The organism is Arthrobacter sp. G119Y2, assembly GCF_038069765.1.
GTDB lineage: Bacteria > Actinomycetota > Actinomycetes > Actinomycetales > Micrococcaceae > Arthrobacter_B.
On sequence record NZ_JBBPFS010000002.1, the window covers coordinates 621,973 to 635,011 of the forward strand.

At 65.5% G+C, this 13,039-nt stretch carries 11 protein-coding genes; 4 read left to right on the forward strand and 7 right to left on the reverse strand.

What is annotated here, in order from left to right:
• Nucleotides 1-45: 45 nt before the first annotated feature.
• On the reverse strand, nucleotides 46-1,041 hold the full coding sequence (locus WKB88_RS06550) for an NADP-dependent oxidoreductase (protein ID WP_341393717.1): 996 nt from the start codon (nucleotides 1,039-1,041) through the stop codon (nucleotides 46-48).
• A 117-nt stretch (nucleotides 1,042-1,158) separates the two neighbouring features.
• Here WKB88_RS06550 and metG point away from each other — a divergent pair, with 117 nt between their 5' ends.
• A complete protein-coding gene (metG, locus tag WKB88_RS06555; protein ID WP_341393718.1) occupies nucleotides 1,159-2,718 on the forward strand; it encodes a methionine--tRNA ligase in 1,560 nt (519 codons plus the stop codon).
• Between the two features lie 87 nt (nucleotides 2,719-2,805).
• Here the strand turns inward: metG and WKB88_RS06560 are convergent, their stop codons facing one another.
• The 6 genes from WKB88_RS06560 to WKB88_RS06585 form a co-directional block, all read right to left on the reverse strand.
• Nucleotides 2,806-3,372, reverse strand: coding sequence for a hypothetical protein (locus WKB88_RS06560; protein ID WP_341393719.1), 567 nt, complete (start codon nucleotides 3,370-3,372; stop codon nucleotides 2,806-2,808).
• A 110-nt stretch (nucleotides 3,373-3,482) separates the two neighbouring features.
• Nucleotides 3,483-5,981, reverse strand: coding sequence for an ABC transporter permease (locus WKB88_RS06565; protein ID WP_341393720.1), 2,499 nt, complete (start codon nucleotides 5,979-5,981; stop codon nucleotides 3,483-3,485).
• 2 nt (nucleotides 5,982-5,983) lie between these two features.
• A complete protein-coding gene (locus tag WKB88_RS06570; RefSeq protein WP_341393721.1) occupies nucleotides 5,984-6,748 on the reverse strand; it encodes an ABC transporter ATP-binding protein in 765 nt (254 codons plus the stop codon).
• A gap of 70 nt (nucleotides 6,749-6,818) precedes the next feature.
• Nucleotides 6,819-7,133 (reverse strand): MmcQ/YjbR family DNA-binding protein, encoded by a 315-nt coding sequence (locus tag WKB88_RS06575; RefSeq protein ID WP_341393722.1) that lies wholly within the window; start codon nucleotides 7,131-7,133, stop codon nucleotides 6,819-6,821.
• 46 nt (nucleotides 7,134-7,179) lie between these two features.
• Nucleotides 7,180-7,920 carry a response regulator transcription factor gene (locus WKB88_RS06580; RefSeq protein WP_341393723.1) on the reverse strand — a complete coding sequence of 247 codons (741 nt, stop codon included), beginning with the start codon at nucleotides 7,918-7,920 and terminating at the stop codon, nucleotides 7,180-7,182.
• A 2-nt stretch (nucleotides 7,921-7,922) separates the two neighbouring features.
• Entirely contained in the window at nucleotides 7,923-9,167 is a 1,245-nt protein-coding gene (locus WKB88_RS06585) for a sensor histidine kinase (protein ID WP_341393724.1), read from the reverse strand.
• 208 nt (nucleotides 9,168-9,375) lie between these two features.
• Between WKB88_RS06585 and WKB88_RS06590 the strand changes: the two genes are divergently transcribed.
• The 3 genes from WKB88_RS06590 to WKB88_RS06600 all read left to right on the forward strand — a co-directional run bounded on the left by WKB88_RS06590 (nucleotide 9,376) and on the right by WKB88_RS06600 (nucleotide 12,405).
• Nucleotides 9,376-10,437 (forward strand): 3-isopropylmalate dehydrogenase, encoded by a 1,062-nt coding sequence (locus tag WKB88_RS06590; RefSeq protein WP_341393725.1) that lies wholly within the window; start codon nucleotides 9,376-9,378, stop codon nucleotides 10,435-10,437.
• A 61-nt stretch (nucleotides 10,438-10,498) separates the two neighbouring features.
• On the forward strand, nucleotides 10,499-11,605 hold the full coding sequence (locus WKB88_RS06595; protein WP_341393726.1) for a branched-chain amino acid aminotransferase: 1,107 nt from the start codon (nucleotides 10,499-10,501) through the stop codon (nucleotides 11,603-11,605).
• A gap of 11 nt (nucleotides 11,606-11,616) precedes the next feature.
• Nucleotides 11,617-12,405, forward strand: coding sequence for an MBL fold metallo-hydrolase (locus tag WKB88_RS06600; RefSeq protein WP_341393727.1), 789 nt, complete (start codon nucleotides 11,617-11,619; stop codon nucleotides 12,403-12,405).
• Nucleotides 12,406-13,039: the final 634 nt, after the last annotated feature.

Below are 13,039 nucleotides of genomic sequence, written 5' to 3' on the forward strand. Positions count from 1 at the left end.
CGCCCTCCCGGGCGGGGACAGTCCTAGTCTTCCGCGGGGCGGTCCTTATCCACGGCTGACGACGACTTTGCCCCGGCCCCCGCCCTTTCGCATGGCCTGCAGCGCCTCGGGCGTCCGGTCAAAGGGAAACACTCTTCCGACCACCGGGTGCAGTACGCCGTCGTCGACAAGGGACGTGATCCGGCGAAGCTGGTCGCCGCTGGCGTGCATGAACAGGAATTGGTAGCTGACGCCCAGCTTTTTGGCCCGTCGTCGCACACCTGCGCTGAGGACGGCCAGCACGAGGGGCATCAGCGGGTTCAATCCCATTTCGCGTGCGAACGCTGCATCCGGCGGTCCGGCAATGCCAATGGCTTTACCGCCCGGGCGCAGGATCCGCAGGGATTTTTCCAGGTTCTTGCCGCCCAAGGTGTCCAACACCAGGTCATAACCGTGCAGGAGCTGTTCAAAGTCCTGACTCCGGTAGTCGATGACGATGTCCGTGCCGAGGCTGCGCACAAAGCCGGCGTTGGAACTGCCGGCAGTCGTGGCCACTTGCGCACCCAGGTGCTTCGCCAGCTGAATGGCGACCGACCCGACACCTCCGGCGCCGGAGTGGATCAGGACCTTTTGCCCGGGCTGCACATTGCCGCGTTCAACCAGGGCCTGCCATGCCGTCAGCCCCACGAGCGGCAGCGACCCGGCTTCCGTCATATTCAGTGATTTCGGTTTCGGGGCCAGATCTTCCTCGGCGATGGATATCCTCTCTGCGAAGGTCCCGATGCGGTCCTTCCGGGGCCGGGCATACACCGCATCGCCCGGAACGAAACCTCGGACTGATCCGCCAACACGCACCACCGTCCCTGCCGCGTCGTTGCCCAGGGTCAGAGGCATTCGATAATGCAGGATCTGTTTGAACTCGCCGGTGCGGATCATCTCATCAAGGTGGTTGACTCCGGCAGCGTGAACTTCAACGAGCACATCGTTTTCACCGACCAACGGCTCCGGCATGTCTGTTTCCTGCAGGGGTCCCTTGTACCTGGTGATCGCGAAGGCCTTCATGCCGCAACACTGCGCCGGAGCGGGACGGCAGTCAAGCGGACGGCGCCCCTATGGCTCTCATGGCGGCCGGACTGCGCCGAAGCGACACCGAGGGGCAAAACAGGGTAATTTTCTTATGTGACTTCTTCCGATTCCAAGACCCCGTTCTACATCACCACGGCCATCTCCTATCCCAACGGAGTGCCCCATATCGGCCATGCTTACGAGGCCATCGCCACCGACGCCATGGCCCGTTTCAAGCGCCTGGACGGGTATGACGTCTTCTTCATGACCGGCACGGACGAGCACGGCCTGAAGATGCAGCAGTCCGCGGACAAGGAAGGCATCACCGCCAAGGAGCTGGCGGACCGGAATTCGGCCGCCTTCCAGCAGATGAGCCGGGACCTGAACATCTCCCATGACCGCTTCATCCGCACCACGGACAAGGACCACTACGCCGCGGCGCAGGCCATCTGGAAGCGGATGGAGGAGAAGGGCGACATCTACCTCTCCAAGTACGCCGGCTGGTACTCCGTACGGGACGAGGCGTACTACGCCGAAGATGAAACCGAGGTGCGCGAGGACGGCATCCGGTACTCCAAGGAGACGGAGACCGAACTGACGTGGACCGAGGAGGAAAGCTACTTCTTCCGCCTCTCCGCCTACCAGGACAAGCTGCTGGCCCTGTATGAGGCCCAGCCGGCCTTCGCCGCGCCGCAGTCCAAGTTCAACGAGGTCATCAGCTTCGTCAAGGGCGGACTGGAAGACCTGTCGATTTCCCGCACCACCTTTGACTGGGGCGTTCCCGTCCCGGGCAACGCCGAGCACGTGATGTACGTGTGGGTGGATGCACTGACCAACTACCTCACCGGCGTCGGCTTCCCGGACGTGGAGTCCGAGTCCTTCAAGAAGTACTGGCCGGCGGACGTGCACGTCATCGGCAAGGACATTTCCCGGTTCCACGCCATCTTCTGGCCTGCGTTCCTGATGTCCGCTGACCTGCCGCTGCCCAAGCGCGTGATGATCCACGGCTTCCTGCACAACAAGGGCGTCAAGATGTCCAAGTCCCTGGGCAATGTGGTCGCGCCCAAGGAATGGGCCGACCAGTACGGCCTGGACTCGGTCCGGTTCTTCCTGCTGCGCGAAGTTCCCTTCGGCGGCGACGGTTCCTACAGCCATGAGGCAGTGGTGGGGCGGATGAACTCCGACCTGGCCAACAACCTGGGCAACCTGGCCCAGCGCTCGCTGTCCATGGTCGCCAAGAACTGCGGCGCCGCTGTGCCGCAGCCGGGGGAGTTCACCGCCGAGGACACAGCCATTCTGGCGGCCGCGGGCGAACTGCTGGAGGTCTCCCGGAAGGCCTACGACGTCCAGGACTTCCACGGCGCGCTCGAAGCCACGTGGAAGGTCCTCGGCGACACCAACGCCTACTTCGCCGAGCAGGCACCCTGGGTGCTGCGCAAGACCGACGTCGAGCGCATGAACACGGTGCTCTACGTGACGCTGGAGGTGCTGCGCATCGTGGCCATCCTGATCCAGCCGGTGATGCCGGACAGCGCCGCCAAGCTGCTGACGGTGCTGGGACAGAACGACGACGGCGCACGGCAGTTCAGCGCCATCGCCTCGCCGCTGGTGCCGGGTACTCCGCTGCCGGCGCCCGCACCGATCTTCCCGAAGTACGAGGAGCCCGCCGAGTAACATCGCGGCCCCGGTCCCTACCGGCCGAAACAGCCCCGCCGAAATAGCAGAAAGTGCCCTTCTGAACGCTCAGAAGGGCACTTTCTGCTATTTCGCGGGATCTTGGTTGAGGGGAGGAGGGAGAAGGACCCTAGGAGCCGGAGCGGATCTGCCGGTCAGGAAACGCGCCGGAGCCGTCTCCTCCATGACGCGGGCGACGGCGTCCTGCTGCCGGCCGGCCATTGCGATCAGGTCCTTCAGCCGGGGGACGTTGAACCGGTGGTCGTGGGCGGCCAGCGCGAGCAGAGTCCGCCACAGGCATTCCTTGGCCCGCACGAGGGACTGCAGTGTTTCGAGTTCAAACTGCCCGGAGGTGCCGCCGCCGGTGCTCATCGGATTGAGCGGGCCCAGGCGCCCCGTGACCGCACCGGCCTTTGCCATCAGGAACTTGAACTTGCTGCGCCGGTAACCGAGGGTAATGATCAGCTGTTCCAGCTCATCGCGCTCACCGGCAATCTCGTGCTCCAGATCCGCGAAGGTCTGCTCGTAGGCGGACCCGGCCCAGGTCCGGCGGGCCGCACCGAAAAGCCGCACTCCGGTTTCCGCGCCCAGCAGATGGTCGTCCAGATAGGCGGACAGGGAGGCATGCTCGGGTTTCCAGGCGGCGTCGGACATGGTGTGCTCCTTCAACTAGTGCTGATCAGTCTGCTGAGTATCCTGTCAGATCCCTGCACCGGCCGCGAGTTCCCGGGCCGGCGGCCGGCCCGGGAACCCGCGGCTTCCGGTTAGTCGGCCGCCAGTCCTGCCACCGGGGAGAGCCGTGCGGCGCGGCGGGCCGGGAGGACCGAGGCGGCCAGGCCGGCCAGCAATGCCACGGCCAGGACGCCGAGCAGCTGCAGCCACGGCAGTGACGGTGCCACGGAGGCAAAGGAGCCCAGCGCCGATTGCGCTCCGAGCCAGCCGTAAACGGATCCCAGCACACTGCCCATCAGCGCCGCGACCCCTGCGATGAGGACGGCTTCCAGTGCCAGCATGCCGCGCAGCTGTCCGCGGGTTAGGCCCAGGGCCCGCAGCAGTGACGATTCACGGGTGCGTTCCAGGACGGACAGGGACAGCGTGTTGGCCACGCCCACCAGGGCAATCACCACGGCGACGCCCAGCAGGCCGGTAACCACCATCAGCAGGACATTGATGACCTGTTCGAACCCGGCCCGCTCAATAGCGGAGCCGGTCACGGTGTGCTCCTCCACGTCCAGCCTTTCAGCCAGCTCGGCGCGCAGGTCTATCAGGGCACTGGTCGTCAAGCCGTCTTCCACGGACAGCCAGAGCTGCGGCATCGGAACGTAGTCCGCGGAAGCGGATACCGGTGCGGGGCCGCCCAGGTCCGCGGCCGTATCGGCAGTGATCAGCGGACGCAGCATTTTGTCGTTCGAGACCAGAACCTTCAGCTCCACGCTGGAGGTTGCCCCCGTAACCGTCAGGGTTTCGTCCTTGATGCCCTGCGGCATCAGGATGGTGTCATCCGCCAGGACCAGGTTGGAATCCTGCAGGACCTTCGCCGCGTCGGCGGGGTCCAGCGCGTAGACGTCGTACGCCCCCCAGTCCTTTGTATCGGTGGTGCCGGCCACGGGCACCTGCACGGCCTCCTGCACGCCGTCGACGGCACGTGCGGTCTCCGCATCAGCTGCGGTGAACGCACGGTCCTGACCGGCGACGCTTACATCCACCGGGAACTCCCCGGCCAGCATACTGTCCAGGGAAGTGCGTACGGTTGCAGCGCCGGTCATCATCATGGTGACCAGGGTGACGCCGATCAGCAGGGCGGACGCTGTGGCCGAGGTGCGCTGGGGATTCCGGATGGCGTTGACGGCGGCGAGTTTTCCGGGCACCCCCAGAGGTGCTGCCAGCGAACCGACGGTCCGCACCAGCGACGGGACAAACAGGGTGGCGCACATCAGGATGCCCACGAAGCTGAGGATGCCGCCGGGAAGCGCCACCAGGAGATCCGAGGACACCGCGCCGACTGCCAGGAGGGCGGCACCGCCGGCCAGCAGAACCAGCCCGATAATCAGCCGTACCCGGCCGCGTTTGGTTCCGGCCCGAACGTCTTCGGCAGGCCGCAGGGCAGCCAGAGGGGCAACCGCGGTGGCGGCCCGGGCAGGCACCAGTGCGGCGAGGACGGTCATCAGGATGCCGACCACCAGACCGGCTCCAATTGAGACGGGGGAGACCGCGAGTGTGGCAAAGCCGCTTTCGGGAATGGTCTGCAGGTAGGCGATGATGCCGCCCACCAGGGCAACGGCGGCCAGGACGCCGGCAACCGACGCCGCGATGCCCACAATTAAGGCTTCGACGATGACCGAACGGCGGATCTGTGAACGTTCCGCACCGATGCAGCGCAGCAGGGCAAGTTCCCGGGTGCGCTGGGCCACCAGCACGGAGAAGGTATTGGAGACCACCAGGGCACAGACCAGCACGGCCACGGCGGCGAAGGCGAGCAGGATGATGGTCAGGGCATCGTCTCCGCCGGTGTACATGGCCACCACGGCGTCGGTCTGCTCCGGGGCGGTGCGGACCACAACCTCGTCCATGCCCGCGGTGGAAAGCTCCTGCTCCACGGCGGCCCGGACATCTTCTGCAGTGGCGCCGTCGGCCAGCGCCAGCTGGATGGTGTCGTAACCGTCTTCGGCGTTGGCGAACAACGCGGCGGTGGGGCCGGTGGCATACAGCTTGGGCGTGCCCATAGTGCGCGGATCGTTGGAGGGTGCTACCAGGGCAGTGACGGTCAGCTCTGCCGCAGCTTCATCGAAGCCGCCGGTGAGGTTCAGTTTCGAGCCTATCGACAGATCCTCCCGCTCGGCGGTGGCACTGTCCACGGCAACCTCGCTGTCGGACGCCGGCATCGAACCGTCGACGACTTCCCCGGGGAAGAGGCCCGTGTGCTCGGGAATGCTGTCCAGCTGGGCAAACACCGTGTCACGGCCCGTGCCGAAGCTGGCGTAGCCCTGCTGAACCGCGTAGCTGCCCTCCACTCCGGGAAGGTCGCGGACGACGTCGACAGTGTCTTCGTTCAGCACCACCGGGTCGGAGCGAAACAGATTTCCGTTGAGGATCAGGTCCGCGTTGCGGAAACCCTCACCTACGCTCTGGGTCAGCGAGGCCTTGGACGAGGAATTGATGACCAGAGTGGCGGTCAGGAACCCGACGGCGATCATCACGGCAAGCGAGACGGCGATGAACCGGCGGGCATTGAGGCGCACCTGCGCCAGGGCAACCTGCAGCATGCTCAGGCTCCCAGTTTGGTCAGGGCAGCGAGGACGGTCTCCGGCGTCGGGTTGGCCAGTTCGCCCACCAGCGCTCCGTCATTCATCAGGACCACGCGGTCGGCGTAGGAGGCGGCCACCGGATCATGGGTGACCATGATGATGCTCTGGCCCATTTCCCTGGTGGAGCGGCGCAGCAGGGAGAGTACTTCGGCGCCGGACTTCGAATCCAGGTTGCCGGTGGGCTCGTCGCCGAAGACCACGTGCGGGCGGGTCAGCAGTGCCCGGGCTACGGCGACGCGCTGCTGCTGGCCGCCGGAGAGTTCATGCGGGCGGTGCTTGAGCCGGCCGGTGAGACCCAGGGTCTCCGTGATGCTGTTCAGCCAGGCGGAGTCCACCTTGCCGTTGGCCAGCGCCACGGGCAGCGTGATGTTCTGTTCTGCGGTGAGGGTGGGCACCAGGTTGAAGGACTGGAAGACGAAGCCCACGCTGTCGCGGCGCAGGCGGGTCAGTTCAGCATCCTTCAGCGAGGTGATCTCCGTGTCCCCGATCCAGATCCGGCCCGAGTCAGCGGTATCCAGCCCGGCCAGGCAGTGCATGAGGGTGGACTTTCCGGATCCGGACGGCCCCATGATGGCGGTAAAGGTGCCGGCCTCGAAGGTCACGTCCACATTGGACAGCGCGTGGACGGCGGTGTCCCCGGCGCCGTAGGTCTTGTTCAGGGATCGGGCGGCAGCGGCGGCCGTGGTGCCGCCGGGCACGGAAGATTTCTCAGTAAGGGTTGTCATACCCACTACGTTATGCGGCGGCCTGCTGCCGGAGCATCGGAGGAGGGGCGGGGATCAGCACTGCTCCTTCTCATACCGTGGGTGGAAGTGGACCGGCCAGCCGGTAGGACTCCAGGAGCAGTTCCTCCAGCTCGGCGGGCGCCACGCGGTTCAGATGCACCAGCACCAAAAGCGGGGAACGGTTGTGGTGCGGCGTCCAAAAAAAGGTGTCCGGGTCGGTGCCCGCGAGTGCCTCCCGCTCCGGAGACTTGACGGTCAGGACCCCGTTCTCCCAGATGCGGGCCATCAGGGTGCGGGCAAACCAGGCCGGTTGCTGCCAGCTGAGCCGCTCGGTAACTCCGGGCAGCGACAGGCAGAAGGAGCGGACGTCGGCTTCAGTGGACACGGCAGCCTCCCTGACCCCGGTGCGCCCGCGGCAGGACGACCCCTGTTTACGGTGCGACGATACCGGTCTCGTACGCGATCACAACAGCCTGCACCCGGTCGCGGGCGCCGAGCTTGGCAAGGATGTGGCCCACGTGGGTCTTGACCGTGGCATCGGAGAGGAACAGGTGCGCGGCTATTTCAGGATTCGACAGCCCCTGCGCAATCAGCCCGAACACTTCGCGCTCGCGGGGAGTGAGGCGTTCGACGTCGGCCGCGTGCCGGCTGACCTCGGCGGTGGGCTCGCGGAGCAGGGGAGCCACATGGTCCAGCAGCCGCCGGGTGGTCGACGGTGCAATGACGGCGTCCCCGCGGTATACGGTGCGGATGGCCTCGAGGAGTTCCTCCGGGGGAGCGTCCTTGAGCAGGAAGCCGCTGGCTCCGGCACGGATCGCGGAGAGGGCATACTCGTCCAGGTCGAAGGTGGTCAGCACCACCACCTTCAGGTCGACGTCGGTGGATCCCTTGGGCTGGGCGGCGGCGCGTTCCAGGAGCCGGGCGGTTGCCTCGATCCCGTCCATGCCGGGCATGCGCACGTCCATCAGGACAACGTCGGCGCGCACCGCGGACAGCGCCTGCAGGGCGTCTCCGCCGTTGCCGGCTTCGGCCACCACCGTGAGATCGGGCTGGGAGTTGATCAGCATCTTGAAGCCGCCGCGCACCAGCTGCTGGTCATCAACCAGGGCAACGCGGATGGGGCCGGCCTCGGGGACGTTGCTGTCGGAAGGGGCGGGCTGGGTGCCGGTCATGCTCAGGCCTCCGTGTAGGGAATGAAAGCGGAAACGCGGAATCCTCCGCCGGCCGCCGGAGCGGCAACCAGTGTTCCATCGTAAAGGGCCACCCGCTCGGTCATGCCGTTGATGCCCTGGCCGGTGCCGGCAGGCGTCTTTGATTCCGGTGCCGGGGGAGCGGGCGGCGGCGCATCCGCGCCGGCGCCCCGGCCGTCGTCGTGCACTGTGATCTCCAGTCCCCGGGGAGTCCACTGCAAATCGACGCCGGCCTGCACCGAGGGGCCGGCGTGCTTGAGGACGTTGGTGAGGGATTCCTGGATGACCCGGTACGCGGTCAGTTCGGCGCCTGCGGGAAGCGGGCGGCGCATCGTTCCCGTTTCGCTTACCGTCACGCTCAGTCCTGCCCGTTTGACCGCGTCCACCAGTTCGGAGACGTCCGCCAGCGACGGCAGCGGGCGGGTGGACGCGAGTTCGTCACCGCGGAGTACTCCCAGCAGGCGGCGCATTTCGCGCAGCGAGCCGCGGCCGGTTTCCGCGATGGTTCCCAGGGTCTTGGCCGCAATCTCCGGGTCCTGGGCGCTCGCGTACCGGGCGCCGTCGGCCTGGGTGATGATGACCGAGAGGGAATGGGCCACGATGTCATGCATTTCCCGTGCGATGTGCGTGCGCTCGTCGGCGGCGGCAAGATCGCGCTCCTGCTGGCGTTCCACCTCGAGCCTGCGGGCGTGGTCCCGGAGCGCGTCCATCGCCAGGCGGCGGGTGCGGGCAAGGTCGCCGAAGGTCCAGCAGAGCAGGACCACCGCGTCAAGGGCAACCACAAGGGCAAGGTAGCGCCCGATCAAGCCGGCACTGTCATCGATCCAACCAGCGGTCCGCAGCGGAACGAAGTAGTACTGGAAGATGAACAGCATGCCGCCGACCAGAGCCAGGGCTAGTCCGCTCAGGCTTGCCCAGCGGGGAGCATAAACAGCGAGTGAATAAACCGTGACAAGGACAAAAATGTCAGCTGGCAGCCCGGTTTCCGGGACCAGGACCAGCTGCAGCAGGCAGGCTGCTGCCTGGATTGCTGCCGCGGCGACCGGGCGGGTTCTTTTCCAGGCCAGGGGCAGGCAGATGGCAGCGGAGAGGACAAATTCAACCTGTTGCCCCTGGAATGTCAGGAGGAACGGGACGGCAAAAATCAGAGTGGCGGTCAGCGCCTGGAAGAGATCGACCTTGAAGGGGTTCGCCTGCATCCAGGCCTGGATTCGACGGTGCACGAGCATGGACAACAACTCTAGGGCCACTAGGGATCCCGGCGCCTCATGCCACGGTCTGATCCCGGGCCGCCGGGCCGCCGTCGCCGTCGCACACCTGCCACTGGCCGCGCTTGTCCCTAACGTGCTTGTTCGTAACCGAGCCGGCCGTAACCGCTGCTGTCCAAGATGTGGGACGGACTGCCCGGAATGTGGACGCTTTTCCTAGACTGTCGATATGAGCGAACAGTCCTCCTCCGTTTCCCTGGCCGTCATTCCCGGCGACGGCATTGGCCCCGAAGTGACCGCAGAGGCCGTCAAGGTGCTGCTGGCGGTTACCCGCGACAGTCCCGTCCGGTTTGATCTGACGGAATACCCGCTGGGTGCAGAGCACTGGCTCGCAACCGGGGAAACCCTGCCGGAGGAAACCCTGTCGGCGCTCAAACGCCACGACGCCATTCTTTTCGGCGCGGTCGGCGGCGCCCCGGGGGACAAAAGCATCCCGTCCGGCCTGATTGAGCGGGAAATGCTGCTGAAGCTGCGGTTCAGCCTGGACCATTTCGTGAACCTGCGTCCGTCCCGGCTCTATCCCGGTGTTTCCAGCCCGCTGGCCAATCCGGGAACGGTGGATTTCCTGGTGGTCCGCGAAGGCACGGAGGGACCGTACACCGGCAACGGCGGCGTCCTGCGGGAAGGCACCCCGCAGGAGGTGGCCACCGAGGTCTCCCTGAACACCGCCTACGGCGTCGAGCGGGTGGTGCGGGATGCTTTCCGGCGGGCCAGCGAGAGGCCGCGGAAGAAGCTCACCCTCGTCCACAAACACAACGTCCTGGTCTACGCCGGACGGCTCTGGAAGCGCATGGTGGAGCAGGTGGCCGCCGAGTACCCGGACGTGACCCATGACTACCTCCACGTGGATGCCGCCACCATCTTCCTCGTGACGGATCCGTCGCGCTTTGACGTGATTGTCACGGACAATCTGTTCGGCGACATCATCACCGACCTGGCCGCCGCGGTTACCGGCGGCATCGGGCTGGCCGCCTCCGGCAACATCAACATGGACGGCACTTTTCCCTCCATGTTTGAGCCGGTGCACGGTTCTGCGCCCGACATCGCGGGCCAGCAGAAGGCCGACCCCACCGCCGCCATCCTCTCCGCCGCACTGATGCTCCGCCATCTGGGCCTGGAGAAGGAGGCCGTACGCGTGGAAGAAGCCGTGGAAGCCGACGTCGCAGCCCGCACCGGAAAGCCGCGCACGACGGCGGAGATCGGCAATGCGATAACCACAGCGGTGTCATAAGCTCGGGAAGTACCAGTAACCATTTCGTCGGGCGGCCGCGCCGTCCACCGTGGAGGAAACAATGTCTGTCAGTGCTCTGGAATTCACCCAGGAGCTTTCCGCCCATCCGAAGCCGGCCGAGGAGCGTGCGGCCATTCTGGCCAACCCCGGATTTGGCGACTACTTCACGGACCACACCGCGGTCATCGATTACAAGGTTGATGAGTCCGGTTCCGGCGTCTGGCAGAACGCCCGGATTGAACCCTATGGCCCCATCGCCATGGACCCGGCCGCTGCAGTGCTGCATTACGGCCAGGAGATCTTCGAGGGATTGAAGGCCTACCGTCACGCGGACGGTTCTGTCTGGAGCTTCCGGCCCGAGGCCAACGCGGCCCGGATGAACCTTTCCGCCCGCCGCCTGGCACTGCCGGAGCTGCCCGAGGAACTCTTTGTGGAGTCCCTGCGCCGCCTGGTGGCGCTGGACAAGGACTGGATCCCGGAAGGCGACGGCGCCGCCCTGTACCTGCGGCCGTTCATGATCGCCACCGAGGCCTTCCTGGGCGTCCGCCCTGCCCGCGAGGTCTCCTACCGCGTAATTGCTTCCCCGGCCGGCAACTACTTCGGCGGCGAGCTGAAGCCTGTGTCCATCTGGCTTTCCACCAAGTACGCCCGCGCCGGCATCGGCGGCACCGGCGAAGCCAAGTGCGGCGGCAACTACGCAGCGTCGCTGATCGCCCAGATGGAAGGCGAGGCCCACGGCTGCAAGCAGGTCCTGTTCCTGGACGAGTCCAATGACAACGCCGTGGAAGAGCTCGGCGGCATGAACGTGTTCTTCGTCTTCAAGGACGGCACGCTGGTGACCCCGGCTCTCTCCGGCACCATCCTGCACGGCATCACCCGTTCCTCCGTCCTGCAGCTCGGCCGGGACCGCGGCCTGAACGTCCAGGAACGCAAGATCACCCTGGATGAATGGCGCGACGGCGTAGCCTCCGGCGACATCACCGAGGTGTTCGCCTGCGGCACCGCCGCAGTCATCACGCCCGTCGGCGAGCTGAAGACCGAAACCGAGAGCATCGGTGCAGCAGATGCCGTTGCCGGCCCCGTGACCATGTCCATCCGCGAGCAGCTGCTCGGTATCCAGACCGGCACGGTCGAGGACACCCACGGCTGGCTCACCCGCCTGGTCTAACACCCAACGAAATGAGTCCGATGTCCACCACCGCCCTGATCCGCAGCAGCCCGCTGACCCGCTATGCCCTGGCGCCTAATCCCGGCCCCATGAGCCTGGAGGGGACCAACAGCTACATCATCGCTGCCGACGGATCCGACCGCGTGGCGGTGGTGGACCCCGGGCCGCTGGACGAGGGGCACCTGCAGCTCCTGGCATCGGCCGGAACTGTGGAGCTTATCCTGGTGACGCACCGCCATATCGACCACACGGAGGCGAGCCAACGCTTCGCCGAGATGACCGGCGCTCCCGTCCGGGCTCTGGACCCGGCCTTCTGCGTGGGCGGTTTGCCGCTGAACGACGGCGAGGTACTGCACGCCGGGGGAGTGGAAATCAACGTGGTGGCAACTCCGGGGCACACGTCTGATTCCGTGTGTTTTCATCTGCCCGCGGACGGGGACGGCGGCTCGGTTCTGACCGGAGACACCATTCTGGGGCGCGGCACCACCGTTCTGGACTTCCCGGACGGAACGCTGGGGGACTATCTGGTGAGCCTTGAGCGGCTTGCGGCTCTTGGACACGCAACGGTCCTGCCGGGACACGGCCCCGTGCTGCCGGATCTGAGCTCCGTGGTCCTGACGTACCGGGATCACCGTGAAGAGCGGCTGGCGCAGATCCGTGCCGCATTGGCAGAGGCGGGGCCGGATGCCACCGTTGCCCGGGTTGCGGACCTGGTCTACTCCGATGTGCCGGCGAACGTCCGCGGCGCCGCGGAACTCTCGGTAGCAGCCCAGCTGCAGTACTTAAAGGAAGCCGTGTGAGCACCTCCACCCTTCCGGGGCTTGCGCGCAGACGCTGATCCGCCGCACACTGGATGTGTCCTTTTCCGGAGGATCGGAACGGATCCGGGCGGTAGGGTGCAGCGTGCAGGAGGTCACACTCCGGGGGTTTGCGCCGACCGCCGAGGATGTGTAAAGTTGAGTGAGTTGCCCCGGTGAGCGCCTGACAGACACTGCGAAGTGTATCTGCAAGTGAGACTCCCGGAACCGGCAGCAAAACCCCACCACACAGCAACGGACAAGATCCGGACGCTTCATGACGGGTTCAGCCGGACAAAACAACGCAGGACGGGAATTATCCCGAATTGCTAAAACAGTCCGGATGAAATAGAATAAAGAAACACTGCAGCGAAGAGAAAAGAAAAACAAACCATTGTTTTTCCGAGTATTTCGGATGCATCTGTTGTTTGAGAACTCAATAGTGTGCCAAGTTTATTGATACCAATTATTTTAATTGGTTGAACTGGTTCTTCCGCCCACCCCGTGGGCGCGGAGGACTTTTTTAGCTGGTTTCGAATTTAGTGCAGGACCGTGCAGCCAATTTTCCTTGGCTCCGGCCCTGTGTCTGTAACACATTTACGGAGAGTTTGATCCTGGCTCAGGATGAACGCTGGCG